Annotated in this window: 24 protein-coding genes and 3 pseudogenes; 12 read left to right on the top strand and 15 right to left on the bottom strand. The window is 51.0% G+C overall.

Annotated elements, in window-relative coordinates:
- Positions 1–4 precede the first annotated feature (4 nt).
- The 4 genes from FKCLFG_RS11500 to ppa all read left to right on the top strand — a co-directional run bounded on the left by FKCLFG_RS11500 (position 5) and on the right by ppa (position 3,729).
- On the top strand, positions 5–787 hold the full coding sequence (locus FKCLFG_RS11500; RefSeq protein WP_472613227.1) for a uroporphyrinogen-III synthase: 783 nt from the start codon (positions 5–7) through the stop codon (positions 785–787).
- Positions 780–1,892 carry a uroporphyrinogen-III C-methyltransferase gene (locus FKCLFG_RS11495; protein WP_472613226.1) on the top strand — a complete coding sequence of 371 codons (1,113 nt, stop codon included), beginning with the start codon at positions 780–782 and terminating at the stop codon, positions 1,890–1,892. Before FKCLFG_RS11500 ends, FKCLFG_RS11495 begins: the two co-directional genes overlap by 8 nt.
- A gap of 2 nt (positions 1,893–1,894) precedes the next feature.
- Positions 1,895–3,091, top strand: coding sequence for a heme biosynthesis HemY N-terminal domain-containing protein (locus FKCLFG_RS11490; RefSeq protein WP_472613225.1), 1,197 nt, complete (start codon positions 1,895–1,897; stop codon positions 3,089–3,091).
- 98 nt (positions 3,092–3,189) lie between these two features.
- Complete coding sequence (gene ppa, locus FKCLFG_RS11485; protein ID WP_472613224.1) at positions 3,190–3,729, top strand: inorganic diphosphatase; 540 nt, start codon at positions 3,190–3,192, stop codon at positions 3,727–3,729.
- A 310-nt stretch (positions 3,730–4,039) separates the two neighbouring features.
- On the opposite strand, the gene FKCLFG_RS11480 is transcribed toward ppa, so the two are convergent.
- From FKCLFG_RS11480 to FKCLFG_RS11455, 6 genes and pseudogenes are all read right to left on the bottom strand, one after another.
- Complete coding sequence (locus tag FKCLFG_RS11480; RefSeq protein WP_472613223.1) at positions 4,040–5,746, bottom strand: methyl-accepting chemotaxis protein; 1,707 nt, start codon at positions 5,744–5,746, stop codon at positions 4,040–4,042.
- Between the two features lie 236 nt (positions 5,747–5,982).
- On the bottom strand, positions 5,983–8,091 hold the full coding sequence (gene cheA, locus FKCLFG_RS11475; RefSeq protein ID WP_472613222.1) for a chemotaxis protein CheA: 2,109 nt from the start codon (positions 8,089–8,091) through the stop codon (positions 5,983–5,985).
- Between the two features lie 58 nt (positions 8,092–8,149).
- Entirely contained in the window at positions 8,150–8,515 is a 366-nt protein-coding gene (locus tag FKCLFG_RS11470) for a response regulator (protein ID WP_472613221.1), read from the bottom strand.
- A 64-nt stretch (positions 8,516–8,579) separates the two neighbouring features.
- Positions 8,580–9,128, bottom strand: coding sequence for a chemotaxis protein (locus FKCLFG_RS11465; protein WP_472613220.1), 549 nt, complete (start codon positions 9,126–9,128; stop codon positions 8,580–8,582).
- Between the two features lie 51 nt (positions 9,129–9,179).
- A pseudogene (motB, locus tag FKCLFG_RS11460) lies at positions 9,180–10,101 on the bottom strand (flagellar motor protein MotB).
- 24 nt (positions 10,102–10,125) lie between these two features.
- A pseudogene (locus tag FKCLFG_RS11455) lies at positions 10,126–10,227 on the bottom strand (flagellar motor stator protein MotA); the annotation flags it as partial.
- A gap of 470 nt (positions 10,228–10,697) precedes the next feature.
- On the opposite strand from FKCLFG_RS11455, the gene FKCLFG_RS11450 reads away from it, so the two are divergent.
- Positions 10,698–13,010 (top strand): NADP-dependent malic enzyme, encoded by a 2,313-nt coding sequence (locus tag FKCLFG_RS11450; protein ID WP_472613219.1) that lies wholly within the window; start codon positions 10,698–10,700, stop codon positions 13,008–13,010.
- A 115-nt stretch (positions 13,011–13,125) separates the two neighbouring features.
- Here FKCLFG_RS11450 and FKCLFG_RS11445 read toward each other — a convergent pair whose 3' ends face one another.
- Entirely contained in the window at positions 13,126–13,617 is a 492-nt protein-coding gene (locus FKCLFG_RS11445; RefSeq protein ID WP_472613218.1) for an RrF2 family transcriptional regulator, read from the bottom strand.
- A 205-nt stretch (positions 13,618–13,822) separates the two neighbouring features.
- Entirely contained in the window at positions 13,823–14,770 is a 948-nt protein-coding gene (locus tag FKCLFG_RS11440; RefSeq protein WP_472613217.1) for a tetratricopeptide repeat protein, read from the bottom strand.
- On the opposite strand from FKCLFG_RS11440, the pseudogene FKCLFG_RS11435 reads away from it, so the two are divergent.
- From FKCLFG_RS11435 to FKCLFG_RS11420, 4 genes and pseudogenes are all read left to right on the top strand, one after another.
- Positions 14,735–15,520: pseudogene (locus FKCLFG_RS11435) on the top strand (cbb3-type cytochrome c oxidase subunit I); the annotation flags it as partial. The gene FKCLFG_RS11440 and the pseudogene FKCLFG_RS11435 sit on opposite strands and share 36 nt — an antisense overlap.
- An 81-nt stretch (positions 15,521–15,601) precedes the next feature.
- Complete coding sequence (locus FKCLFG_RS11430; protein ID WP_472613216.1) at positions 15,602–15,865, top strand: DUF2249 domain-containing protein; 264 nt, start codon at positions 15,602–15,604, stop codon at positions 15,863–15,865.
- A 158-nt stretch (positions 15,866–16,023) separates the two neighbouring features.
- Entirely contained in the window at positions 16,024–16,476 is a 453-nt protein-coding gene (locus tag FKCLFG_RS11425; protein ID WP_472613215.1) for a universal stress protein, read from the top strand.
- A gap of 124 nt (positions 16,477–16,600) precedes the next feature.
- The gene (locus tag FKCLFG_RS11420) at positions 16,601–16,981 is read left to right on the top strand and encodes a SirB2 family protein (RefSeq protein WP_472613214.1); all 381 of its coding nucleotides are present in this window, start codon (positions 16,601–16,603) and stop codon (positions 16,979–16,981) included.
- A 246-nt stretch (positions 16,982–17,227) separates the two neighbouring features.
- On the opposite strand, the gene FKCLFG_RS11415 is transcribed toward FKCLFG_RS11420, so the two are convergent.
- The 6 genes from FKCLFG_RS11415 to FKCLFG_RS11390 all read right to left on the bottom strand — a co-directional run bounded on the left by FKCLFG_RS11415 (position 17,228) and on the right by FKCLFG_RS11390 (position 22,221).
- Entirely contained in the window at positions 17,228–17,605 is a 378-nt protein-coding gene (locus tag FKCLFG_RS11415) for a putative zinc-binding protein (protein ID WP_472613213.1), read from the bottom strand.
- Positions 17,606–17,663: 58 nt separating this feature from the next.
- Complete coding sequence (gene ubiT, locus FKCLFG_RS11410; RefSeq protein WP_472613212.1) at positions 17,664–18,134, bottom strand: ubiquinone anaerobic biosynthesis accessory factor UbiT; 471 nt, start codon at positions 18,132–18,134, stop codon at positions 17,664–17,666.
- 15 nt (positions 18,135–18,149) lie between these two features.
- Positions 18,150–18,776 carry a PAQR family membrane homeostasis protein TrhA gene (gene trhA, locus FKCLFG_RS11405; RefSeq protein ID WP_472613211.1) on the bottom strand — a complete coding sequence of 209 codons (627 nt, stop codon included), beginning with the start codon at positions 18,774–18,776 and terminating at the stop codon, positions 18,150–18,152.
- Positions 18,777–18,866: 90 nt separating this feature from the next.
- Complete coding sequence (gene ubiV, locus FKCLFG_RS11400; protein WP_472613210.1) at positions 18,867–19,757, bottom strand: ubiquinone anaerobic biosynthesis protein UbiV; 891 nt, start codon at positions 19,755–19,757, stop codon at positions 18,867–18,869.
- A gap of 121 nt (positions 19,758–19,878) precedes the next feature.
- Positions 19,879–20,874, bottom strand: coding sequence for a ubiquinone anaerobic biosynthesis protein UbiU (gene ubiU / locus FKCLFG_RS11395; RefSeq protein ID WP_472615843.1), 996 nt, complete (start codon positions 20,872–20,874; stop codon positions 19,879–19,881).
- Positions 20,875–21,009: 135 nt separating this feature from the next.
- Complete coding sequence (locus tag FKCLFG_RS11390) at positions 21,010–22,221, bottom strand: NAD(P)H-dependent flavin oxidoreductase (RefSeq protein WP_472615842.1); 1,212 nt, start codon at positions 22,219–22,221, stop codon at positions 21,010–21,012.
- 431 nt (positions 22,222–22,652) lie between these two features.
- Between FKCLFG_RS11390 and FKCLFG_RS11385 the strand changes: the two genes are divergently transcribed.
- The 3 genes from FKCLFG_RS11385 to FKCLFG_RS11375 all read left to right on the top strand — a co-directional run bounded on the left by FKCLFG_RS11385 (position 22,653) and on the right by FKCLFG_RS11375 (position 24,656).
- Positions 22,653–23,120 (top strand): hemerythrin domain-containing protein, encoded by a 468-nt coding sequence (locus FKCLFG_RS11385; RefSeq protein WP_472613209.1) that lies wholly within the window; start codon positions 22,653–22,655, stop codon positions 23,118–23,120.
- A 4-nt stretch (positions 23,121–23,124) separates the two neighbouring features.
- The gene (locus FKCLFG_RS11380; protein ID WP_472613208.1) at positions 23,125–23,349 is read left to right on the top strand and encodes a DUF2249 domain-containing protein; all 225 of its coding nucleotides are present in this window, start codon (positions 23,125–23,127) and stop codon (positions 23,347–23,349) included.
- 95 nt (positions 23,350–23,444) lie between these two features.
- Positions 23,445–24,656, top strand: a complete 1,212-nt coding sequence (locus FKCLFG_RS11375) for a hypothetical protein (RefSeq protein ID WP_472613207.1) — start codon at positions 23,445–23,447, stop codon at positions 24,654–24,656.
- A gap of 36 nt (positions 24,657–24,692) precedes the next feature.
- Here FKCLFG_RS11375 and FKCLFG_RS11370 read toward each other — a convergent pair whose 3' ends face one another.
- On the bottom strand, positions 24,693–25,385 hold the full coding sequence (locus FKCLFG_RS11370; RefSeq protein WP_472613206.1) for a Crp/Fnr family transcriptional regulator: 693 nt from the start codon (positions 25,383–25,385) through the stop codon (positions 24,693–24,695).
- Between the last annotated feature and the right edge of the window lie 241 nt (positions 25,386–25,626).

Genomic DNA, 25,626 nt, shown 5'->3' with positions numbered 1-25,626 from the left:
ATAAATGCATAAAGTGCGTAAGCCGGTCGTCATTACTCGCCCGATTGCGCAGGCCGGGGCGCTTGCGCAGCAAGTGACGGCCATGGGCCGCGCCGCCGTCATATTTCCTTTGCTGGAAATTCATCCTTTGCCGGATACGGCCTCGTTGCAGGCGACGCTGGCCGATCTGACGCGGTTCTCGATGGTGGCGTTCGTGAGCCCGAATGCGATTCATGCCGCGTTTTCCCATCTGTCGCATTGGCCGGCGCAAGTCGCTATTGCGGTGGTGGGCGAGGGTAGCCGGGCCGCTTTGGCCGAGCATGGTGTGAGTGACGCCAATGCCACCATTCATTGTCCGCGCGACCCGCTGCGAACCGATTCGCAAACCTTGCTCGAAGTGCTGGATATTGAAGCCTTGCGCGGCAGCCAGGTGCTGATCGTGCGCGGCGAGAGCGGGCGTGAATTGTTGGCGGACGCGTTACGCCAGAGCGGCGCCAGTGTCACCCAGGTTGCCGCTTACCGGCGCAGCGCTCCGGAGCCGAGTGCGGCAGTTCTGGAGCAACTGCAGAGATTGCTGGATGTCGAATGCGATTGGATCATCACCAGCTCCGAAGCTTTGCGCATCCTGTTAGCCATGATTGAACGGCTTGCAGGCACAGATAATGTTGTAAAAATGCAACAACAACACCTGATCGTTCCGCATAGTCGTATTGCAGAAGTCGCCAAAAACTTGTGTTTCGACAATGTCACCCTGACCGGATCAGGCGACGAACCACTGCTAGCCGCGTTACAATCCAGCCATGAATGAGACCCCGAAACCTCTGGAAAATAATCCGTCAACCCAGCCTGCCGCTGCGGCCAAGGGCAATAAATTGATGCAATTGCTGCTGCCGATTGGATTACTGGTACTACTGCTTTTAATCGCAGCGCAGTGGTGGACCGCGAAAACGGAGTTTGGCAGTTTGCGCGCAGAACTCGCGCGTCGCCTGCAAAGTGCCGACTCTATCAATAGTGAAACCAGGTTAGTGGCCAAGACAAGCCTGGAGAATTTGAAAGAAATACAAGCCAAGGTAAATGTACTGGAAAGCAAACAGGTGGAGGCACAGAGCCAGCAACTGGCACTGGAACAACTGTATCAAGCTTTTTCCAGGACACGTGATGAATGGGCTCTGGCCGAAATCGAACAGGTCCTCTCTACTGCCAGCCAGCAACTGCAATTGGCTGGCAATGTGTCAGGCGCCTTGATTGCCTTGCAAAATGCCGATACCCGTTTGGCCAGTTCGGACAAGCCGCAATTTATCCAGATACGCCGCGCCATTGCAAGCGACCTCGAAAAGCTGAAATCCCTGCCCAACTTGGATCTGACCGGGATTGCGTTGCGTCTTGACAGCGTCATCGCACAAATCGACACGATACCCTTGCTAGCGGATGAGAAGCCACCAACACCGAAGCCAAGATCAGCAGCGCCTAAGAATGTCAAGGCAGCCAAGGCAGTTAGCGCAACATCGGTCAATCAGAATGTCGGCGCGCAATGGATGTTGAAATTAGAGGATGTCTGGCAAAAAGTCTCAACCGAGGTGTGGGGCGATTTACAGCAGCTGGTACGCATACGCAGCGTGGAATCGCCCGAGGCGCTATTGCTATCGCCGACGCAAGAATATTACGCCAGGGAAAACCTCAAGCTGCGCTTGCTGAATGCCCGGTTGGCGCTATTGTCGCGTAACGAATCCGCATTTCGCAGCGACATGATCGCTTCGCAAGACGCCATAACCAAGTATTTCGATACCCGCGCTAAGCGCACGCAGACTGTGCAAGCATTACTTAAGCAAGTGCAGGGCAGCAACTTATCAATTGAGATGCCGACCCTGACTAACAGCCTTAATGCAGTGCGTAACTACAAAGCGAAGCGGTAAATATGGGATCGTTTCTCAGGCTTCTCTTATTGTTGGTCATTGCCGTGGGGCTTGCTGTTGCCGCACGTTTTAATATTGGTAACGTCGTGTTGTTCTATCCGCCGTACCGGATTGATTTGTCGCTGAATTTTTTTCTGCTGCTGATTACACTGCTGTTCCTGTCGCTGTATTTCTTGCTGCGCACTATTCGTATGACGCAGAAAATGCCCGGACGTGTTGCTGCTTATCGCCAGGCGCGGCGTGAGCATGATGGTAACCAAGCCCTGCGCGATGCGCTGAAGTCACTATTCGAAGGTCGCTTTGGCCAGGCTCAAAAAGCAGCTAAACTGGCTGCAAACTTGCCGGATAATGCAGGTGTAGGGGCCTTGATTGGTGCCCGGGCCGCGCACAGGATGCTCCAGCCTGAACGTCGCGATGCCTGGCTATCCATGACGCAGCATAATCTGTCTCTCAATACCGCCCGCCTTATGACAACCATCGAATTGCTGGTCGATGACCATCAACCTGAGGCTGCTCTGGAGGCGGTAAAAGAGCTCAATGCCAGCGGTACCCGGCATATTCATGCACTACGTCTGGCGCTGAAAGCCAATCAGCAGGCTAAGAATTGGCCTGAAGTATTGCGTCTGGTGCGATTGCTGGACAAGAATAAAGTACTGCATCCTGCGTTGTCGGGGCGTTTGCGCGAATTGGCCTACGATGATGCTCTGTCAAATCGCAGCCATGATGCGGATTCGATCCGTCGTGTGTTGTGGAATATTCCCGACGAAGATCAGAAAAAACCATTTGTTGCGGTGCGTGCTGCCACCGCATTTAATATCCTCGGATTGCATGACGATGCCCGCAAGATAGTGGAGAAAGCTTTGAGCGCAGATTGGGATTCGCGTCTGGTACGCGCATATCGCGAATCTGCCGCTGCCAAAGGTGATCCTGCATTGCTGGCTCAGATTGAATATTGCGAAGTCTGGATCAAAAAACGTCCAACCGATGCCGAACTTGTGCTCACGCTCGGATCATTGTGCTTAAAACAAAAATTATGGGGCAAGGCGCAACGCTACCTGGAGCAGGCCCTGTCTGATGCGACTGAAGCGGCGCTGGTGCGTGAAGCACATCTGAAATTGGCGCAACTGCATGACGCCCTGAATCAGACCGAGCAGGCAGCAACACATTACCGTCTTTGCGCGCTGGCCACCATGCTGTAATCGGAATGTAAGCCTGCTATGTTGCAATGCAAAATTCACTGCTGAAAATCGCTATAATTATTCGCCAATCAAATTTCTAAACTTTCTGAGAAAACACCATGAGCCTGAATAAAGTCCCTGCCGGCCGCGATTTACCCAACGATTTCAACGTCATTATAGAAATCCCGATGAATGCCGATCCGATCAAGTACGAGGTGGATAAGGAATCTGGCGCGATTTTTGTTGACCGTTTCATGGGCACTGCCATGCACTATCCCTGCAATTATGGCTATGTTCCAAACACTATCGCCGGTGATGGCGATCCGGTTGATGTGCTGGTGATTACACCATTCCCGCTTTTTCCAGGCGTGGTGGTGCGTTGCCGTGCAATTGGCGTACTCAAAATGACGGATGATGGCGGCGAAGATGCCAAAGTATTGGCGGTACCGGTGGACAAGATCTTGTCGATATACACCCACTGGCAAAAGCCGGAAGATATGAATGTATTACGCCTGAATCAAATCCAGCATTTTTTCGAGCATTACAAGGATCTCGAAAAGGGCAAATGGGTAAAAATTGAAGGATGGGCAGGCCCGGACGAAGCTAAGGCAGAGATCATGGCAGGCGTCGAAGCGTTCAATAATGCAAAATCCAAATAAAGAATTGCCCTGAACTGTAGTTGACCGCCCATGGATTTCGATAAATCCATGGAGTTATTTGAGGATTCAGATTCAAGCGGATTCCTAAGTTCCGATGTCGGTCCTGTATCCGATCCGGCACGCACGTTAATATGGGAGTATGCGGAAAAATAGGTATATTGCCGCATATAATAATTTTATTTTTAATAATACAGCACGTTGTATTGTTGAAATTTAAAGATTTGTAGCGTGGTTTTTGAGTAGCAAAACCAGAAAGGGAGCCTTCGGCTCCCTTTTTCACATGTAACGGTGGCCCTGCTCGTGCTCTGGTTTAAAACTCTTCCCACTCGTCACTGTTCGCGCCAGCCGGTTTTTTTCCAGATTTTGGTGCGGCTATAGCCGTAGCCGTGATGGCTTTTTGCTTCGAGACGGTTTTGGCAGTCGCCGGAATTTTTGCCGCAGGCGCACGCGGCGCCAGCACCGCTGAAGTTTCGCTGCCCAGCTTGAAAACGCTGACCGCCTGCGCCAGCGACACAGCCTGATCCTGCAGGCTTTCGGCAGCAGCCGCCGCCTGTTCCACCAGCGCCGCATTCTGTTGCGTCATTTCATCCATCTGGCCGATGGCTTGGTTGACCTGTTCGATGCCGTCGCTTTGCTCCTGGCTGGCGGCGGTAATCTCGCTCATGATGTCGGCCACCCGTTTGACCGAGCTGACGATTTCATTCATGGTCTGGCCGGCGTCGTCCACCAGCTTGCTGCCCTGATCGACTTGTCGTACCGAATCGTCGATCAACGCCTTGATTTCCTTCGCAGCGGAAGCCGAGCGCTGCGCCAAGTTGCGCACTTCGGTGGCGACCACCGCAAAGCCGCGCCCCTGTTCGCCGGCGCGGGCCGCTTCGACCGCCGCATTCAGCGCCAGGATATTGGTCTGGAAGGAGATGCCGTCGATGACGCTGATGATGTCGGCGATCTTGCGCGAGCTGGCCTTGATCGAGCCCATGGTGTTGACCACTTGCGACACCACTTGGCCGCCTTTGACTGCCACTGTGGAGGCGGTGGCGGCCAGTTGGTTGGCCTGGCGCGCATTGTCGGCATTTTGACGCACGGTGCCGGTCAGTTGTTCCATTGAGCTGGCGGTTTCTTCCAGCGAACTGGCCTGAGATTCGGTGCGCGAGGACAGGTCGGCATTGCCGGAAGCGATTTCGCGCGAGGCGACGGCGATGGTGTCGGTGCCGTGGCGGACTTTTCCTACCGTGCTGATCAAGCTGGTATTCATGAGCTTGAGTGCGCCAAGTAACTGTGCTATCTCGTCTTTTCCAGTGGTTTCAATGGCGGTTGTTAAATCTCCTGTTGCAACGTGATTTGCGACACCTAGCGCCGACTTTAAAGGCAATACGATACTGCGGGTGATAAGCCATGAGAATATGCCGCCGAACGCCAGAGTAATCATTCCAATCGAAATTACGATATACATCAGATTATTTCCGGTCGCGACATTACGGCCGATTATTTGGCGACTCTTGATCTGTTGAGCATCAATAAGTTTATTAATTTCAGCTACAGCCTGATGATTTAAGGGGTTCACGCCGGACGTAATGACGCTAATGGCTCGATCACTGTCGAAGGCTTGTACTGCTCGAATCACCTCTTTGACATGAGCATCAAGTTCATTGTCTATTTTGGTCAGATTATGAATGAGTTTCTGTTCGTCATCCGTAAGGCCGATGGCGGCAAGTTTGCCTTGCATGCCGATATACAATTTACGTTGTTTTTTAACTTCTTCATACTCGGACTGCATCTTCTGGAGGTCAGATTGCAGACCGATATTGCGCATGGCAATACCGCCTTCGAGTAAAGCACTTTTCATTGCTGAAGCCAGGGCCACTTTTTCATTGATTGCGTTAAATCCGCCAATCAATTCAGTTCTGCTTCTTTTCGTCATCAAGGTTGCTGCGAGTAAAACAATAATGAACATCACTAATATGGTGCCGAAACTTAAATTAAGACGATTGCCAATACGCAGGTTACGCAGATTCATATATGTCCCCTCATTTTTTTAATTTTTTGATATCTTCTTATTATGCCGTCCTGTAAAAATAGTAAAAACAAGGTCTCCGTGGTAGGTATTCTTCAATATTTAGCAGGCTTGGCATTCGTTCTTTGACTAAATATGTGATTAGTGCTGAATCTCATCTCCATATTTTTGTTAAATATAGAAGATGAGAGTGAGAGCTATTAAATATGGATTATGTTTTTCAGGATAATAGTTGGCTTTCAAAAATCCATCGATTCGGCGCTTTGTTTTTGATGTGACAAAAAAAGCGCTGCTACATCAAGTATCAAGGACACTCCGCCATCGCCAAGTATTGTGGCACCGGAAATGCCACTCACTTTACGATAATTCGATTCAAGATTTTTAACAACGATTTGTTGCTGACCGATAAGCTCGTCGATTAATAAACCAATTTTTTGACCATCCGTTTCAAGAATTACAATTATTCCTTGAGATGGATCGGTATAGCGTGGAGTAATTGCAAATATTTGGTAGAGCGCAATCAATGGTAGATATTCGCCCCGAACCTTGACGACACGTCCCTGTCCGCTGATTTCCTTGATGTCACCCGGTATCGGTTGCAGAGATTCAACGACAAAATTGAGCGGTAAGATATATATCTCATCACCGACTTTAATGGACATTCCATCCAGAATCGCCAGGGTCAAAGGTAATGAGATAGTAATTGCGGTTCCTAAACCTTTGGCGGAGCGAATTTCGACAATGCCGCCCATGGCTGTAATGTTCCGTTTGACGACATCCATGCCGACGCCTCGTCCCGATACATCCGTCACTATTTCTGCAGTAGAAAACCCAGGCGCGAAAATTAATTGCCAGACTTCCGCATCCGAAATACCATCAGGAATATTTAATCCCTGTTGCGTTGCCTTAGCTAGAATTTTTTCACGGTTGAGGCCACCACCATCATCACTAACCTCAATAACGATTTTTCCTCCTCGATGGCCAGCAGAAAGTGAAAGCTTCCCAGTTTCATTCTTACCTGCAGCCAGACGGATATCGGTTGTTTCTATGCCGTGGTCAATACTATTACGCACCAGATGTGTCAGAGGATCGACAATTCGTTCAATTAAGCCTTTGTCGAGTTCGGTTGACGCTCCGTGCGTAATGAATTCAACTTTTTTACTGAGCTTGCCCGCCAAGTCCCTTACCATGCGTGGAAATCGGGAGAATACATAGTCCATAGGCAGCATGCGGATAGACATGACGGCTTCCTGGAGGTCGTGTGTATTTCTGGTCAACTGATTGACGCTGTTTAACAAGCGTTCATACACAATCGGATCAAGTCCGTCTATGCGCTGTTCAATCATTGCATGGGTGATGACCAGTTCTCCCACCAGATTGATCAGTTGATCTACTTTTTCAATGCTGACGCGAATTGATGACGATTCGTGATTGACATGGATTTTTTCTGTTTCACGCGATTTGAAATCATGCTTTTTTTCGGGCGTGGTTTCATCCAGGTCTACGCTCGGAGCAGCGGAGACATTATCCAGAATATTTTGAGTAAGTTCGGAAGGTCGATTTGGTGAACTTTTCTCAGTATTTATGCCTAACTCGGCCATCGAGTCGAAGAATCCGTAACCTTTGTCGTTCTCTGATTGTGTCGCGTCTGTATTTGAGGAAACAGATTCTTCCGATATTTTCAGGTCATCAGGGTCCAGTATAAAAGCACAAATGGATATGATTTCTTCTGTGTCCTCCGCTGTGAGCAGGGTGAAAACAACAGGCTGTGTGTCGGGTGGTGTTTGTTCCAGCGATCCGAGCAAGGCCAATTCAGCTGCCAGCGACTTTAAGTCGCGTTCCGGCATGCTGGGTAGACCGATATGGATTTTGCGAAGCTGTTTGCCATTTTTGGGGCGCAGTATTTCAGCCGGAATCACATGAATGGGTGCTGCAACTACCGATGGCGTGTTTGGTTTAATATTTTGCGAAAGCAATGCTAATCTGGCACGAACCTCTTCAACGGCATCCAAATCAACTTTTGCTCCATTTCTATGACCATCAAGTTGCATTTTCAGAACATCCTTAGCGGCGAGGAAAGCATCCACATGTTCTGTTTTTAATGCCATTTCACCCTTGCGAATTTTATCAAGCAGAGACTCAAGTACATGCGTTATGTCCGCCATATCGGAAAAGCCGAAAGTTGAGGCTCCTCCCTTGAGGGAGTGCGCAGTACGAAAAATGGCATCAAGATATTCTTTATCGGGGTTTGCCAAATCAACTTCAAGAAGTAATCGCTCTTTTTCTGCAAGCAGTTCTTCTGCCTCGTCAAAAAAAACCTGAAAGAACTGACTCATATCTATAGTCATTATTGGCCTTTGTCTTTTTTTTACAAGATTGCCATAGCGTCGATTGGTGAATAGGTCACTAACCGATCACTTTTTTTACCACCTCAATCAAGCGTTGAGGATCAAATGGTTTAACCAGCCAACCGTTCGCGCCTGCCGCTCGTCCCTGTGCTTTCATTTCATCGCTTGACTCCGTGGTTAGCATCAGAATTGGTACTCTCTGATAATTCTCTAATTCACGTAATGCCTTAATGAGGGCCAAGCCATCCATACGCGGCATATTTTGATCAGTCAAAACTAAATCAACTATCTGATTTTTTGCCTTGTCGAGTCCATCACGACCATCTACAGCTTCAATTACCTTATATCCGGCAGCTTTCAAACTAAAGGAGACCATCTGTCTTAGAGAGCTTGAATCATCTACCGCAAGTATTGTTTTACCCATTTTTTATTTCACTTTCTTCGCATATCTACAGGTCAAATATTAGCCACTATAAAAATTAAGGCCGTCAAAACAATTCAATATCGCCGCTATCCATTTTGCTTTGATTGACTACTTTACGTAGCGCACTTTCAAGTTCAATATTTCGCACAACTAATGCATTATTTATTCCATTCAAGAATGCAATAATTTCTTCACCGCCACTCTCAGGGATCATTTGAGCACCCATATTGCCCAGTGAAGCCAGCGCGTCTCTGAGTGCTACCACACGCTTTACCGCTCGGCCTATCAATTGATTCGTCATGTCCTGAAATTGCATGCTGGTAACTGCCTCATTAACATGCATGCCAACTTCTAATTGAATTTTTTTCAGACGTTCGATATCTTCAAGCGATGGCCGTTTTCCAGCAAGAAGCAGATTGACGGCTTCTTGCTGGAAATTTACTGCTTCGTTAATTGATATAAAACTATGAACCAGTTTGTCAATTGCTTCTCCAAGCAAGTTCGTAGTCTGAATCAAGTCAACTTCTACTTCCAAAAGATGTTGATTGCCATGATTAGAAACATCGGATAGCAGGTCTTTAAGTTGTGGCGCCAATATTTTATTATTTGCCATGCATTTATCCTGTTCTCGGCAAAAAAACAATATAAAAAAGAACGGAAAGATTCAATTTTTAATTGTTTTGGTAAATTCTTGCTGGTTTAACGGTTCATTCACCACTTCAATAACACCGCCATCCCTAGTGGCGGTTTCATCAGTTTTCTTGTTCATCACGATAATACTGATGCGGCTATTAATAGAATTCAGAGGTTCTTTTTTATCGAAAAGTACTGCGGAAGAAAGTCCAACTACGCGTACAATTTTTGATTCCTCTATGCCGCCGGCAATTAATTCCCTGCGGGATGCATTGGCCCGATCAGCTGAGAGTTCCCAGTTTCTGTACCCTTTTTCTCCGCCTGAATAGGGGGCTGAATCAGTATGCCAGACAAACTTATCTTATTCGGGACTTGATTCAGAACTGCACCAATTTCGTGCAGGATTACCTTGGTGTCTGGTTTTAGATCAGCTTTTGCAGAAGAAAACATAGGTCTGTTTTGCTCATCAACAATTTGAATTCGCAAACCTTCGGTGGTAATGTCCAGCAATAATTGATTTTTGAATTGATTTAGCACCGGGTGGGCTGCTATGTTGGCATCAATAAGGCTTTTTAGGTCTTTCAGTCAACTTGCATCAATTTTTTCAAGTGCTTTTTCTGCATCTTTCAGGCCATATTTTTCTTTTCTGCCGCAATACGAGTTTGTTTGATTTGTCCATCCTGCCGGGTCAGGTCTTTGCCTTTTATAATGCTTGAGCTATCGCCGCTCCCAAAGCCACCTGCGATTTCTACTTTAAGTGGTGTTTGGAAATATTCGGCAATACCTTGTAATGTGCCTTTTGAGGTGGGGTCAAGGAGCCACATTAAAAGAAAAAATGCCAACATAGCCGTAACAAAGTCGGCATAAGCTATTTTTCAGGATCCTCCATTGTAACCGCCTATAGTTTTTTTAATACGCTTAACAATTATTGGGCGTGGTGCGTCATCAGCCATATCAACTCCTGAAAAAACTTATGTTTATTTTGATTTGGTTTGCTTGACGTGCTCTTCCAACTCAATAAAAGTTGGGCGCTCAATTGAAAACAATACTTTTCCGCCAAATCCTTGTATGCGCAGTGCGTAAATTTGGTATCGTTCTTCTTGGGTCAGGTGTGTGTAGCGCATCTTCGGCAACTTTCGACTGGCTGGTCAAAAAACCGAATGCTATCGCATCTGGCCCTTCAACCGGCTGGCCGGTTGCACTTCGTATCTGAATCCGCGCCTGTTTTTGGCTCTATTCGCGTTAGACGTTGCTATAGAGTGAAGAAAAATATTCCACTTTGCCCGGGATTATTTATGCAACAACGTGTAACGCGAATAGAGCCATGTTTTTTATATACCCCCTATATTCTTGTTTAATCGCGTGTATTTGCGGCAAAGTTGTAAGGAACGCACTTCTGCAAAATTTCAATCTTAATCTGTAGTCGGTGCCGCTGATTTATGTTCAAACCACATAAGACTAGTACAAATACGTATAAAGTCTGCGCATCCGCTCTGCTAGAATCGTAAGCTTTCGGTAAGTTTAAAAAAATAGAAAGGCCGTATAGAGCATGGAATCGACATTGGATCAAAAGGAGGCACGGCGCCAGGAATTGCGCCGGGCAGCACTCGAATATCATGAATTTCCGACACCTGGCAAGATCAGCGTTACCGCTACCAAGCAGATGTCGAATCAGCGCGATCTGGCCTTGGCCTATTCTCCCGGAGTGGCGGCACCGTGCGAAGAAATTGTCGCCGATCCGGCCAGTGTCTTCAAATACACAGCACGCGGCAATCTGGTGGCCGTCATCACCAACGGCACAGCAGTGCTGGGCTTGGGCAATATCGGCCCGCTAGCGTCGAAACCGGTGATGGAAGGTAAGGGCGTTCTGTTTAAGAAATTTGCCGGCATCGACGTCTTCGATATTGAAATCAATGAGCTCGATCCGGACAAACTGGTCGATATCATCGCCTCGCTGGAGCCGACATTCGGCGGCATCAATCTGGAAGACATCAAGGCGCCGGAATGCTTCTATATCGAGCGCAAGCTGCGCGACCGGATGAATATCCCGGTTTTCCACGACGATCAGCACGGCACCGCGATCATTGTCTGCACCGCCATCCTGAATGGCCTGAAAGTGGTCGGCAAGGACATTAAAAAATGCAAGCTGGTGGTGTCCGGTGCCGGCGCTGCAGCGCTGGCCTGTCTCGACCTGATCGTCGATCTCGGTTTTCCGATCGAAAATATTTTCGTCTCCGATCTGGCCGGCGTGGTGTATCAGGGCCGGACCGAACTGATGGATCCGGACAAGGCCCGTTTCGCCCAGCCGACCAGTGCCCGCACGCTGGCTGAGTTGATGCCGGGCGCGGATATTTTTCTGGGCCTTTCGGCCGGCGGCGTTGTAAAGCCGGATATGGTGGCCGGCATGGCGGCCAGACCGATCGTGATGGCGCTGGCCAACCCGACGCCGGAAATCTTGCCGGAAGAAGTCAAGGCGGTGCGCCCCGATGCGATCATCGCCACCGGCCGCTCCGATTATCCGAACCAGGTCAATAACGTATTGTGCTTCCCGTACATCTTCCGCGGTGCGCTCGATTGCGGTGCGACCACCATCACGCGCGAGATGGAGATCGCGGTGGTGCATGCGATTGCCGAACTCGCCCAAGCCGAACAGTCGGATATTGTGGCCACCACTTACGGCATCCGCAATCTGTCCTTCGGCCCCGAATACCTGATTCCGATGCCGTTCGACCCGCGTCTGATGACCCGAGTTGCGCCGGCAGTGGCGCAGGCAGCGGCAGAATCCGGTGTGGCCGCGCGTCCGATTCAGGACATGCCGGCTTACATTGAGAGCTTGCAGCAATTCGTCTATCGCAGCGGCACTTTCATGAAGCCGCTGTTTCAGATCGCGAAAAAAGCCCCGTCTTCCAGAAAACGCATCGTCTTTGCCGAGGGCGAAGAAGAGCGCGTGCTGCGTGCGGTACAGATCATCGTCGATGAAAAACTGGCCAAGCCGATCCTGGTCGGTCGGCCAAATGTGCTGGCGCAACGGATCGAGAAATTTGGCTTGCGTCTGAAGCTGGATGAGGATTTCGAAGTAATCAATCCCAACTTTGACGAGCGCTATCGGGATTACTGGCAAACCTTTCATAAAATGTCACGGCGCAAAGGTGTGGACGAGCAGTACGCAAAGCTGGAAATGCGCCGTCGTCACACCCTGATCGGTTCCATGATGATTCACAAAGGCGACGCCGATGGCATGATTTGCGGTACGTATGGGTCCACTAACCTGCACCTGCACTATATCGATCAGGTTCTGGGCAAGCGCGAAGGGGTCAATGTGTATGCGGCGATGAACTGCCTGATCCTGCCGCAAACTCAGTTGATTCTGGTCGACACCCACGTCAACGAGAATCCGACTGCGCAACAACTGGCGGAAATCACCATCTTGGCTGCTGAAGAGATGCGTCGTTTCGGTCTACATCCGCGCGCCGCGCTGCTGTCGCACTCGAATTTCGGCTCCAGCAACAGCGAGTCGGCGCTAAAAATGCGCGCCGCGCTGGCCATTATCCAAAAGAATGCACCTGACCTCGAAATCGACGGCGAGATGCATGGCGATGTCGCGCTTGATTCGGCTTTGCGCAAAGCGATGATGCCGGATTCGCCTTTGACCGGTGACGCCAATTTGCTGGTGATGCCGAATATCGATGCCGCCAATATCGCCTATAACCTGCTGAAGACAGCGTCAGGCAATGGTGTCGCGATCGGGCCTATCCTGCTCGGTTGCGCCAAACCGGTGCATATCCTGACACCGTCGGCCACCGTGCGCCGGATTGTCAACATGACAGCCCTGTGCGTGGTGGATGCGATAGCTGAGCGATAACCTTCAACTGGATGCGCGGCATAAAAATGCCGTTTCTCCTGACGGAGAAACGGCATTTTTTATTGGGCGGCGGATTGTGGTGTCGAAGGCGCCGATGCTGCTAGCAAAGTCGCTCTCAGGCCTCTGACTTGGCCGGGTAGATGCGTATCGATTTGAGCTTGGTAGTAGTTTGACTTGCCACGCAGACTTGGCTGGCGTAGCGGCTATCTTTTTTGATTAAATTTTCAAGTGTGACGCCATCAAGCACCTCCAGATACGCTGCCGTAGCAGCATGCAACACGCCTTTTAGTGTGCAATCTGCGGCATAGCTGCACTGGAAATTTCCGGGTGAAAAACATTCAGCCATGAAAAAATCGGTTTCAGTGTTGCGTACCACTTCCCCAATATTGATATCTGCCGGCTCTCTGTTGAGCCGCAGTCCGCCGTTACGCCCGCGTACGGTTTCCACCATCCCGGTCAGGCCCAGTTGATGCACTACCTTCATCAAATGATTCTTGGATATGCCGTGAATATTGGCTATATCCTGAATCGTTACCAACTTATCCCGATTCAGGCCCAAGTGCATCAGGGTGCGTAATGTGTAGTCGGTATAAGCAGTTAATCTCATTGCTGGATCCAAGCCTGTTAAAGGGTGATGCTACATAACATGCATAATGCAGTATTTATTATATATGTTATTGGCATCCAAACTTGGAAACACCAATTAAACTGGCGATAAGCTTCTTTGCGCAAGCCTTGACAATGCGGATTGGAGACTTACACGAAAACATTTCCACATGCGAATATTGTAAGTTGGCTGCCGCATTACGCGCTTATGCGGCCGATATTGGCGCTTCCGCACTGCGACCAGGCCGTATGCCATATTTTTTCAGCATGTCGTGATAAAGGCTGGTCAGTGGTGCCAGCCGAGGGTTAGCCGGATCCAGGATTCGCGCCCGCTCGATCTGGGAATGTGCCTGTTGGCCAAGTGCATTCTCCCAGCCCAAGTTATCCAGACATTTAAGTGCTGCCAACGCGGCATTGAAAACAACCTGCGGATTGTCGGGCAATTTGTCAATAGCCTCCAACATGAATGCCACTGCGCCACGATAATCTCCGTGTTTGGCTTTCTCCGCGCCGGCTGCCGCCAATTCGATGACCTGGCGGCGGCTGTCCTGCAACAGTTTTTCAGCCATCTCTTTCCGTCCGGCCTGCTCAAAGACGCGCATCGCCTTTTCCAGCACCGGGCCACTCGGCGCGTTGCTCATTACATTGAGCATCACTTCCGAGGCACCGTCTTCCAGCTTGCTTTCCAGGCAACTGCGCACCAGTTCAATTTTGAGATTGCTCGACATGCCGATGCTATCGCGACAGGCACTGACGGCTTCACCCAACGCCTGTGCGACGCGCGCTTCATCACCGGTGTGGGAGTACACCATCGCACTAGATATTGCCCGGCAGACTGCCGTTTTATTCAAGCCACCCATGGATTTGTCAAGATCGCGGATGACCGCGGTAGCCTGCACCGTATCGCCCTTCTTGAGCAAGCTCTGCACCAGACGCGCGTGATCTTCCGGGTCGCGGAAGTCCGAATAACGCGCTTTGCTGATGACTTGCCGCAGACTGCGCTCGGCAGTCTCGGCGTCGCCCGTTTCCAGTGCGATTTCGCCCAGTTTGTGTAAGCGCCGGATCGCGTGCGGGGATACGGTGACGACGTCCTGCAGCACGGCCTTGGCTGATTCCAGCTGGCCAATTGCTACACGCGTCTTGGATTGATTCATGCGGCCACCGCAAATACTGCAATCGTGCTGGAAACCATCGTGTTTCTGTTCGCCGGCATACTGGGTACGCTGCATCATCTGTACTTTACCGGCACCCCGACTTCGGTGATCGCTATCGGCTCGATGTTCTCGGCGCTGGAAGTGGTACCGTTGGCAATGATAGGCGTTGAGGCATATCGCAACTATCAGCGCTCCAAGGCTGCGCCCTGGGTGCAAACCTACAAATGGCCGATCCTGTGCTTCATTGCCGTGGGTTTCTGGAATGGGATCGGCGCGGGTTTGTTGGGTTTTGCGGTCAATACGCCCATCGCACTGTATTACATGCAAGGGATGAAGCTGACTGCGGCCCATGGCCATGCCGCATTGTTCGGCGTATATGGAATGCTGGGCATCGGCTTGCTGCTATTCTGTCTGCGCGGCCTGTCGGATCGGGTCGCCTGGTCCGACAAGCTGTTACAGCCGATGTTCTGGTCGCTCAATATCGGCCTTGGCATGATGGTGTTCATCTCACTGGTGCCGTCAGGTATCTATCAAGCCTGGGCCAGCATTACCCAGGGCGTGTGGTACGCACGTTCGGCCGAAGTAGTGCATTCGCATCTGATGGAAACATTCGTATGGATGCGGGTGCCTGGCGATATCGTGTTTTCGATAGGGGTGTTTTTCCTGGCATTTTTTGCGGTGCGATTACTCACCGAAGCCAGACGCGCTCAGGAGCAAACAGTGTCAGTAGTGCGTCCGATCAAGGGTTGATCGTTCCAGTCCCGAGCAGGCCGATGCTTTGTCGGTCTGTTCCAGTATTTTTTTATTCATTGTTTTACTAGGAGTTTTATCATGGCCCACGATTGTTCGCACCCAACCATAGCCCAGGGAATTTATCCGTTTGATGCACGCGGCGTCGCCAAGCGTTTTCGGCACGCAGCGATTTTTGGTGCGCTGGAAGCCTTGCAACCGGGAGAAACCATGCGCTTTTGTAACGATCATGACCCACTGCCGCTACTGGCGCAAATCAACGGACATTATGGTGCTGGCGTCAAGATTGCCTATGTATCGCGTGAGCCGGGTGAAATCGTCATTGATTTTCAGGTGACGGGCTAATCGATAGCTTGCCAGCTGGCCTGTCTGCCTGCATTTAAAAATGGTACCGCTTGGCTGCTGTAGTGCGTTTGATTTACACTAACGCGTAGCCAAAGCAGGGCGTGATTGTTAACTCAATGCGCCTGCATAATCGAAGTCATAACAGGGAAGGTAAGAATATGTTCAAGACGATTCTCGTGCCAACGGATGGTTCATCCTTGTCCGATCAGGCAATAAATGCGGCGATCGAATTCGCGCAGTCCACTGGTGGAAAAATTATCGGCTTGTCGGTAGCCGAACCCTACCCATACACGCCGTTGACCGACGGTTCGATTACGGTGGACGCGAATAGCTATGAAGAAAAAATGCACGAAATGGCGCAAATGCACGTCCGGAAAATAGCGGATGCGGCACAAGCTGCGAATGTCCCGTGTGAAACTTACGTGCGCCAATCGTTCAGCCCGCATGAAGAAATCATCAGCGTTGCCATCAAACACAATTGCGACGTTATTTTCATGGCTTCGCATGGGCGCAAAGGATTGAGCAGATTGTTTGTCGGCAGCGAAACGCAAAAAGTGCTGGCACATTCGACGATCCCGGTTCTGGTGTTCCGCCAGGGTTTACCGGATTAAGAGATTCACGGATTCATAATTAACCAGCAAAGCCCTGCCGACAGGGCTTGCGTATCTGTGCCTGGACTCTCATCTGCGCGTAGCGACTCTTCTGAAATCGGAAAAATCGAGATATTCCCTCCCCATGATTTACCTTGCCCTTAAACACTTCCATGTCACTTGCGCCGCACTCAGCGGTAGTTTTTTTTTGTTGCGCGGGCTTTGGATGTTAGTGGATTCGCCAATCCTGCAGCGGCGCTGGGTCAGGATTGCGCCGCATGTCATCGACAGCTTGCTGCTCACCAGCGCGCTGATCATGGTGTTCTGGAGCGGCCAGTATCCGTTTGTGCAGAACTGGCTGACGGCCAAAGTCATCGCATTGGTGGCCTATATTGGACTCGGCACCATCGCGTTAAAACGCGGCAAAACCAAGTCGGTTCGGGTGGCTGCGTTTATCAGCGCACTGCTGGTATTTGCCTACATCGTGGGTGTGGCGCTGACCCGGCAGGCAGCGATTATCGGGTAATGCAAAATCGCTTTGCACATCTGCGCCGATAGAGACGTCCTGTTGCGCCTGTTCAGAGAAGAACAATCTTTTGTGCCTTTGATTGCGCTTAATTAATATACTGCAATAGGTATTATTGATATGCGCAATGAAATAATGCGGAAAATTGCGTATTTTAAAAAATTTAATAGGGAGTATATGCGCCTTGGTAGCTGATGTTATGCACTGTTCCTCTTTTTCCGCGGACAAATTCATAACAACAGTTAATTAGGGCTTCAGACCCGCCACCACGCGGTCGATTACGGTCTCTGCCTGCACCGGGTCAAAATCTTCATGAAGGCGTTTTTTGACGCCGTATTCTTGCAATTGGTGATAATTGTCCGGCACGATGTCGTGCCGCGACAGGCAATGCCTGACGCAGGCCAGCGCGCAACCGTCGAGCGCGATAATGCGGCGCCCGGATTGTGCAATTTTCAGCAAGTACGGCACGTCGCCACCGATACCGGCGATGCACGACATTTCGGCCACGCCGCGTCTATCGAGTTGCAAGGCGACGTGATTGGCCAGTTGCGCCGCGCTCGAACAGCCGGAGCACGAATAGACCAGCGGTAAATCAGTATTTTTTGCGGCATCTTTCGCACGCATGAGAACAATCCTTCCCTTCAGAAATTCTAAAAACCTGCACTGCTATTGCAGCCTAAAATCACGCTTTCAGTTTCGCCTTCATGCGCGCCAGTACGTTTTCTGGGGACAACTGGCTCAGGTGAAAAACCGGCAGTTCAATCGCATCGATGGTGTTTTTCATCAGCAAACCCAGCTCGGTGTCGCCTTCCATCGAAAGCCGTCTGCTGAAAAACAGAGTGTCGGGATCTTCCTGGCGCTGCGCCAGCAACAGAAAATCGTGCGCACTGGCGCTGATGGTCAGGTCGGCTTCGCCCATGTTGCGGCAGGCAGAAAAGCTCTTGTGCATCCATTGAAAGTCGAATGACAATTGCGCATCGCGCACCGTGATGCGCATTTTTTTATCGACAAGCGACTCTCGCACATCGGCCGGCAAGTTCTTTAAAAGCGCCAGATTGAGCGCGGTGACGAATAAGAACGAGCCCGGATAAGCGGGCAGCAGCGACAGCAATTTGCCCACTTGTTGTGGTATCACATAACGGCTTTGATGCATGAGTACTCCCAATTTTTATACTACGTAAAGCAATACGGCAAAGTAATGGCAGGCGCTGCCGCCCAGAACGAACAGGTGCCAGACGCCATGTCCATGGCGTATTTTTGTGTCGTACACATAAAAAATAATGCCAATCGTATACAGCAAACCGCCTGCCGCCAGCCAGGCAAATCCTGCCATGGTCAGCGCCGATATCAGCGGCATAATCGCGACCAGCGCCAACCATCCCATCAGAACGTAAATCACCAGCGACAACAGGCGCGCCCCTTTGGCGAACCAGATTTCCTGCACAATTCCCAGCACTGCCAGGCCCCATACCGCGCCGAACAAGGACCAGCCCCAAGCGCCGCGCAGCGTCACCAGCACAAAAGGGGTATAGGTGCCGGCAATCAACAGGTAAATCGCGCAGTGATCGAACTTGCGCAGCACATCCTTGGCCGGCCCGCGCGCGCTGTGGTACAGGGTGGAGCCGACATACAGGGTCAGCAGCATGGCGCCATAGATGCTGAAGCTGACGATTTTCCACGGGTCGCCCAGACGCGCGGCCAGCACAATCAGCAGCACTGACCCGATCGCAGCCAACACCGCGCCGATCAAATGGCTGATGCTGTTGAATTTTTCACCGTAATCAACGTAATACATAAAGCTAAAGCTCCTCTAAAAATCTGCTGCGCACGAACTGAAGCGCAGGTCACGATTTCAAGAGGAGTCGAGCCGTTCTTCCATTCATGATTATGCGACCAGCAATTCCAGACCCGGTTTTCCATACCAGTAACCGTTGCAGGGTTGATCCGGCATTATTGTACGCATCGTTTCCATCGCCTCAGTCGGTGACGCCTGTTGCGCCAGCACCGCATGGAATAGCTTGATGATTTCCTCGGTGCGCTGGGATTGCGGGCTAATGCGCACCACGTCTACTCCCAAGTCGCGCATCTGCGTCAGTTCATTGATCAAATTGTAGACCAGTGCGGATTGGGTCTGGATGCCGTTGAGTACCAGAAAATCTTTGCTCTCGCGGGTTTGCAGCATGAGTCCGTCTGCATAATCCATGCAGACGAATTGACAATTGTCTTTCGGCAGGTTGTGGTGGCGTGCGGTAAAGCAGCGCGCCGAGAATGCCAGCGGCATGCGGCCGTAAGCGAATACTTCGGTTTCCATTCCAGCCGGCCTGCCGGCCTGCATCTGCGCCAGATCATCGCGGTTCATTTCAAGCGGCATTACCCAGCGTTTGGCACCCAGACCGGCCACAAGTTCAAGCGAAGGGGGGTTATATAAATTAAGGTGCTGCCCGGCAATGAAAGGCGTTTTTGCGCTCAGACAATGCACCGCGCCCATATCGTTGGCCTCGACTGTGAATGCGCCATTTTCAGTGATCTTGCGCAAGGTGGCGGTGTCTGCGCCGGACTCGATCAATACCAGCGTCGATAGCACCACTTCTTTGCCGGCAGCCCGCAGGCGTTCGGCAATGGTCAGCCAATCGGACAGGCGCAATTCATGGCGGCGCGAACACACCGTTTCGCCCAGATAGACGATATCGACGGCGGAGTTGGCGATGGTTTCATAGAACTTGAATACATCATCGCGGCCCCAGTAATACAGTATCGGACCTAAAGCAAGTTTCAAAATGCATTCTCCTGTGCAGTTATTCCTTTTCACTATCAATCGTGAACGCGAAGGCAGTACGTCAGTACAGTAAGTACGACTGGCGAAGCCGGCAAAGTGCACGGTTGATGTAGAAATGGAATTATTTCCAAGGGCGGTGGTACGCCCCCAATGTGTGTTGTTGCCCTTCGGCCACCTTGTCCAGATCCGTCATCCAGATCGGCTTTACCGAATAGCGCTGCAGGTTTTCGCGGCAGCTATCGATTGCTTCGCGCCAAACTTTGGTTACCTGTGCGGTGTAAGCAGGGCTGCGCTGGCGCCCTTCGATCTTGATTGCACTTACGCCCATGCGCATTAATTGCGGCAATAATTCCAGCGTGTTCAAGCTGGTGGGTTCTTCAATCGCGTAGTAGTTTTCGCCGCGGACATCGAAGCGGCCTTTGCACAGGGTTGGATAACCGGCGTTTTCGCCATCTGCGTAACGGTCAATCAGCACCCCATTCAGGCGCGACTCTAGTCCAACTGGAGTTTGTTGCCAGCGCACCGATTTGGCTGGCGAACAGACGCCGTGCGTGTTCGGCGCTTCGCCGGTGACATAAGACGATAGCGCGCAGCGGCCTTCCACCATTACGCACAAACTGCCGAAGCCGAACACTTCAATTTCGACCGGAGTTTTCTTGCTCACTTGTTCCACTTGTGCCAGCGACAGCACCCGCGGCAGCACCACGCGGGCTATGCCAAAGTGCTCGTAATAGAAATTGATCGCTTCAAAATTGGTGGCAGAACCTTGCACCGAAAGATGCAGGCGCAAGTTTGGATGATGCGATACCGCGTATTGCATCAATCCTGGGTCGGCCAGAATTACGGCGTCAACGCCGGCATGGGCGGCGCGGTCAATTGCGGTGCGCCATTTCTGCCAGCCTGACGCCTGCGGATAGGTATTCAGTGCAAGCAACACTTTGCAACCCCGGTCATGCGCGTAACGAATGCCGGTGGCGATGGTGACATCGTCAAAATTCAGGCCGGCAAAGTTGCGCGCATTTGTGGCATCGCGAAAACCCAGATAGACGCAATCGGCACCGTTGTCGACAGCGGCTTTAAGCGCCGGCAAACTGCCGGCAGGGCAGACCAATTCCATTTTTTCTGTAGCAGCGGTTGCCGCTTCATTTTCGGGCAAGGTATCAACGGATGTATTCGTCATGGTGTATGTGTCAGTGGCAAATAAGTGGCAATTTAGCGGTGGCGTGAATGCGTATTGACGGCACGATGCGGGTCAAGTTGGCAGCAGATGCTGTTCCAGCGATTGGGTCTTCAGATCGGCTGGCCTTTGTCCTGTGAGCATGTACTGCATCAGTTCTTGTACCGATCTGATCGCACTACCGAAGGGCAATTCTTCAGAGCCACGGAAAAACAGACCGCGCTTGATGTCGCCGTTCATGGCGAAAGCGAGCTGGGTGTCGATGCAAAACTGGCCGGCTTTGGCGATACCGTCGCGCCAGCCGCACTGGACCAGGCATTCAAAGCCCACCGTGCAGGGCTTGACCTTGGCGATGTTTTTTAGCTTCGCTTCCTTGTCCAGATAGTTGGCCAGCCACGGCGTGCGTACCGCGCGCGCCGGCAGCCCGGTGTTACTGACGAAAGTCACGATATCCTCCGGCCGGGCTTCTACCAGAACCTTCTTGAAGTTGGGATGGGCGTCGCCTTCCGCTGTCACGGCAAACGGCGTGCCGAGCTGGACTGCGCTCGCGCCCAGAGCGGATAGCTCGCGCACTTCCTGGTGGCTATTGATGCCGCCGGCAACAATCAAGGGAATGCGTTCGCGCTCAAGACCAAGCTGCTTGAATAATTCCAGCGTGCCTTCGAGCACGGTAGAGAAGGCGAAATGCGGATCGGCTACCTCTTGCGGATTTGCCGCGCCCAGATGTCCGCCTGCATAACGCGGGTTTTCAATCACGATGGCGTCGGGCAAACGATTTTTGCGCATCCATTTTTTCAGTATCAGCGCGATGCCGCGCACGTCTGACAGAATTGGAATCAGCGCGACCTTGGGGTAGTGTGCGGTCAGTTCCGGCAAATCCAGCGGCAAACCGGCGCCTACTACTAATGCGTCGATGCCACTGGCGCATGCCTGGCGCACCGAGGATGCATATTCGGACACCGCGCGCATGACGTTGACGGCGAGCATGCCACGGCCATCGGCCAGCACGCGCGCCGCTTTGATTTCCCGATCCAGCGCAATCAGGTTGGCGCTATCGATCAATGCCTTGTCGCGCGAAAGGTGGGTTTGCGCCATCAGATCCGGATGGTGACGGCGCAGGTCGACGCTGGAAATAGTGCCGACTGCACCGAGCTTTGCCACGGTGCCCGCCAAGCGGTGCGCCGAGATGCCGACGCCCATGCCGCCCTGGATGATCGGCAGCAACAATGTATCTTTGAGTTTAAATTTGCGTAAAGGGTGTGGTAATGCAATCTGCAGCACAATAATCCTTGTTGTTGCCGGCCTGCACGAATAATTCGAACAGGCACTGCTACTTGATAAAGACTGATTTAATATTGATTTAAGGCAGGGCGGTTATTCGCGCTGCAACCGGTTAAAACCACGATGACGATCCCGTTATACTGGCGGCGAGAGCCACGTTCGACGTGTTTCATCAGCCCTGAGCACTTCTGCCATATTCTTAGAGTTAGAGGAGTATGGTTAAAATTAGTGTGATTTGCGCATGCTTTAAAAGCTATCTGCAAAATACACCTGGTTGATGTTGAATATGGCGTAGGGCAGGATGGCCATGCGAATGGGAATTCCGTATCAGCCTGGTTATTCTAGACTGCCATAAGCCTATAAATCCTTAATATAGATCAATGAGATGGGGCAAGGCTTGATGTGAGAATGACCTATCGTCCACTTGGGTACATATCATGAAAACGATTAGTGAATACTTGGGTACTGATCATAAACGTTGCGATCAACTGTTTGCGGCAACCGAACATAGTGTCGATCAGGGCAATTGGGAGCAGGCGAAAGCTGCATTTCAGCATTTCAGCGAAGCACAGTTGCACCACTTGACGATGGAAGAAGCGATACTTTTTCCAGCCTTTGAAAATGCAACTGGCAACACGAATGGTCCGACTAGCGTCATGCGTACCGAGCATAAACAAATGCTGGAGCTGATGGAGCAGATGGACGACGCCATAGCAGAGCGGCATGCGTCGAATTTTTTCGGTTATGCGGAAACGCTGAATATCATGCTGCAGCAGCATAATATGAAAGAAGAAAGCATGTTGTATCCAATGACTGACAGGGCACTTTCTTCCAAGTGTCATGAAATCATAGATGCCATGGATCACATTGATAGCGTGATTGCGTCTCTGGATAAGGCTGACTGAAGCCGTGAATAATGAGATCGAATTAAACGTCTGCGGACTTGAGCCGCCCGAGCCCATGGAGCGCGTACTCGATGCGATTTCGTTGATGGCTCCGGGTCAGCGTTTGCGTATGGTGATCGACCGCGAGCCACGTCCGCTGTATCGTATTCTTGATAACAATGGCTTTGCGCACGAGACCCACACCCGTCCGGATTATCTCTACGAAATACTGATTTGGCACAAGGTCTGATGCAGCGTATTTTATCGTTTGATCAAGCACCACCACTGTCAGTCCCGTTGCGTTTTTTTTTGACGGCACCCGCGTTTGCAATCCTTGCTTCCTTTTTGCTTATTTGGTATGGCCCACAGGCACTGGAATCCCGTTGGTCTCCTTTGACGCTGGCATTGACGCATTTGTTGGCGCTTGGATTTCTGGTCACTGCGATGATCGGAGCCTTGGTTCAGATTCTGCCCGTAGTGGCAGGCATCCACCTGCCGCGTGCGGAGTTGTCAGCCGGGATCGTACATTTCTTATTGGCAGTCGGCACTGCCACATTGGCCAGCGCCTTTTTACTGGCACAACCGCTACTCTTTAAACTGGCGCTGCTCTTTCTTGGTTCAGCTTTTCTATGGCTTCTGGGTGCGAGTGTGGTTGGCCTGTGGCGGGTACCCGATGCCAGCGCCACGCTTTGGGCAATTCGCCTGGCGCTCATAGCACTGCTTGGTACAGTCATACTGGGCGCAACGCTTGCCAGCGCGTTTGCTTGGACGCTTGGGCTGCCGCTGATTGAGTTGACGAATTTGCATGCCCGTTGGGGCCTGCTTGGATGGGTCGGCTTGCTGGTAGTCGGGGTCGCCTATCAGGTGGTGCCGATGTTTCAGGTGACGCCGCTGTATCCACCTTATTTGACGCGTTGGCTGGCGCCAGTGCTGTTTCTGCTATTGCTGGTTTGGTCGGCTGTCGATGTGCTGGCGCAGCAGCAGGCCAATGGCTGGAATGCCGCAATGTCAATTCTTGTTGCGCTCGGATTCATGCTGTTCGGACTGACAACTCTGTACTTGTTATGGTTCAGGAAACGTCCCAAGCCGGATGTTGCTGTCATGTTCTGGCGTACCGGCATGGCGAGTTTAATTGTCTGCGCCGTACTCTGGATTGCCGGGCGCTTGATGCCGCAGATTACAGTCGCTCCTTCGTATGCACTGTTTTTGGGTGTGCTATTTATTGTCGGATTTGCTTACTCGGTAATCAACGGCATGCTCTACAAGATTGTGCCATTTTTGGTGTGGTACCACTTGCAAAGCACAATAAAACAGCGTGGAATTGTGCCCAACGTGAAGCAGGTCTTGCCTGATAGCCTGACTACCAAACAATTTTTTTCCCATCTGGCAGCGCTGCTAATATTGCTGGCAGCGGTGCAGTGGCCGGGTGTTTTGACGCATGTCGCAGGACTTTCTTTTGCCGTGTCTTCATGCTGGCTGCTTGTAAATATGATTAGCGCAACACGCATGTATCGACGCATTAAACTGCATGCAGCGCATGGTCTTGCGACGAAATAAACCCGCTGCTATGCCTCGTTTTTATCCTTCGGGCTGCTATCCCTCATAGTTGCGCAGTTTCTCGATATTCAGAATGGTAATATTTTTTCCGCTGACGTTAATCAGCTGGTTTTCTGACAAGTCATGCAGAATGCGCGAAAAATGTTCGGGTGTCAGATTGAGCCTGGATGCCAGCACCGCCTTGCTAAACGGCAATACAATTTCCTGCCCATTGACCTGCGTATCTGCATCTGCACCGTGCTGCAGTAAATAACCGATAACACGCTGGGTGCCGGAGTATAAGGAATACGCTTCCACATCACAAATCAAACCATGCAAACGCCGACTCAGGCCGGCTAGCATTTTGCGCGCGAACAGCGGGTCCCGTTCCAGTTCTGCCAGTACCGCTGACTTGGAGATATGCAGCAGTAGAGTGTCAGCCAATGCTTGGGCGGCAACGATATAGGGCTTATCCATGAACATAATAGCCTCGCCAAAACTATGGCCGGGGCCAATAATTTCGACTATTTTTTCGCTGCCTTGCGAAGAAGTAAATGCAAGCTTGACCTGTCCATAGATAACGGTGTGAAAGCCGGTGCAGACGTCGCCGCGTTGAAACAGCGTTTCTCCGCGCTGCACATGCATTTCTGAGGTGCCACTTGCGATGCGATCCAATTCCTGCGGCCCCATTTCATTGAATAAAGCGAGCTTGGAGAGGAAATCCTGAGGTTTAATTTTGGGTTTATTCATGATTTTTGACGCATTTTTACAGAGTGGGGGAGATTCTATCAAAAACCGATTTGTCGAAATAGCGTGTCTGAAGATTACGCAGTTTCAGTTTCGATGGTTTCGATGCTAAAAAATGATCTGCGCACAGAATAGAAAAAAAGTCCCTTGTTGATTTTCGCCTATTTTCCCACGGCTGCTACACATTGCAGCAATGTGTAGCAAGCTGTCATCCTCTTCCTACCTCTTTTGACCTATAACGTGG

Source organism: Gelidimonas denitrificans (assembly GCF_055694065.1).
This window is presented reverse-complemented; position numbering and strand designations above follow the sequence as displayed.

Excerpts from the sequence above, each read along its gene's own strand:
- FKCLFG_RS11500 (WP_472613227.1), top strand. The coding sequence starts at position 5 with ATGCATAAAGTGCGTAAGCCGGTCGTCATTACTCGCCCGATTGCGCAG.
- FKCLFG_RS11495 (WP_472613226.1), top strand. The coding sequence starts at position 780 with ATGAATGAGACCCCGAAACCTCTGGAAAATAATCCGTCAACCCAGCCT.
- FKCLFG_RS11490 (WP_472613225.1), top strand. The coding sequence starts at position 1,895 with ATGGGATCGTTTCTCAGGCTTCTCTTATTGTTGGTCATTGCCGTGGGG.
- ppa (WP_472613224.1), top strand. The coding sequence starts at position 3,190 with ATGAGCCTGAATAAAGTCCCTGCCGGCCGCGATTTACCCAACGATTTC.
- FKCLFG_RS11480 (WP_472613223.1), bottom strand. The coding sequence starts at position 5,746 with ATGAATCTGCGTAACCTGCGTATTGGCAATCGTCTTAATTTAAGTTTC.
- cheA (WP_472613222.1), bottom strand. The coding sequence starts at position 8,091 with ATGACTATAGATATGAGTCAGTTCTTTCAGGTTTTTTTTGACGAGGCA.
- FKCLFG_RS11470 (WP_472613221.1), bottom strand. The coding sequence starts at position 8,515 with ATGGGTAAAACAATACTTGCGGTAGATGATTCAAGCTCTCTAAGACAG.
- FKCLFG_RS11465 (WP_472613220.1), bottom strand. The coding sequence starts at position 9,128 with ATGGCAAATAATAAAATATTGGCGCCACAACTTAAAGACCTGCTATCC.
- FKCLFG_RS11450 (WP_472613219.1), top strand. The coding sequence starts at position 10,698 with ATGGAATCGACATTGGATCAAAAGGAGGCACGGCGCCAGGAATTGCGC.
- FKCLFG_RS11445 (WP_472613218.1), bottom strand. The coding sequence starts at position 13,617 with ATGAGATTAACTGCTTATACCGACTACACATTACGCACCCTGATGCAC.
- FKCLFG_RS11440 (WP_472613217.1), bottom strand. The coding sequence starts at position 14,770 with ATGAATCAATCCAAGACGCGTGTAGCAATTGGCCAGCTGGAATCAGCC.
- FKCLFG_RS11430 (WP_472613216.1), top strand. The coding sequence starts at position 15,602 with ATGGCCCACGATTGTTCGCACCCAACCATAGCCCAGGGAATTTATCCG.
- FKCLFG_RS11425 (WP_472613215.1), top strand. The coding sequence starts at position 16,024 with ATGTTCAAGACGATTCTCGTGCCAACGGATGGTTCATCCTTGTCCGAT.
- FKCLFG_RS11420 (WP_472613214.1), top strand. The coding sequence starts at position 16,601 with ATGATTTACCTTGCCCTTAAACACTTCCATGTCACTTGCGCCGCACTC.
- FKCLFG_RS11415 (WP_472613213.1), bottom strand. The coding sequence starts at position 17,605 with ATGCGTGCGAAAGATGCCGCAAAAAATACTGATTTACCGCTGGTCTAT.
- ubiT (WP_472613212.1), bottom strand. The coding sequence starts at position 18,134 with ATGCATCAAAGCCGTTATGTGATACCACAACAAGTGGGCAAATTGCTG.
- trhA (WP_472613211.1), bottom strand. The coding sequence starts at position 18,776 with ATGTATTACGTTGATTACGGTGAAAAATTCAACAGCATCAGCCATTTG.
- ubiU (WP_472615843.1), bottom strand. The coding sequence starts at position 20,874 with ATGGAATTGGTCTGCCCTGCCGGCAGTTTGCCGGCGCTTAAAGCCGCT.
- FKCLFG_RS11385 (WP_472613209.1), top strand. The coding sequence starts at position 22,653 with ATGAAAACGATTAGTGAATACTTGGGTACTGATCATAAACGTTGCGAT.
- FKCLFG_RS11370 (WP_472613206.1), bottom strand. The coding sequence starts at position 25,385 with ATGAATAAACCCAAAATTAAACCTCAGGATTTCCTCTCCAAGCTCGCT.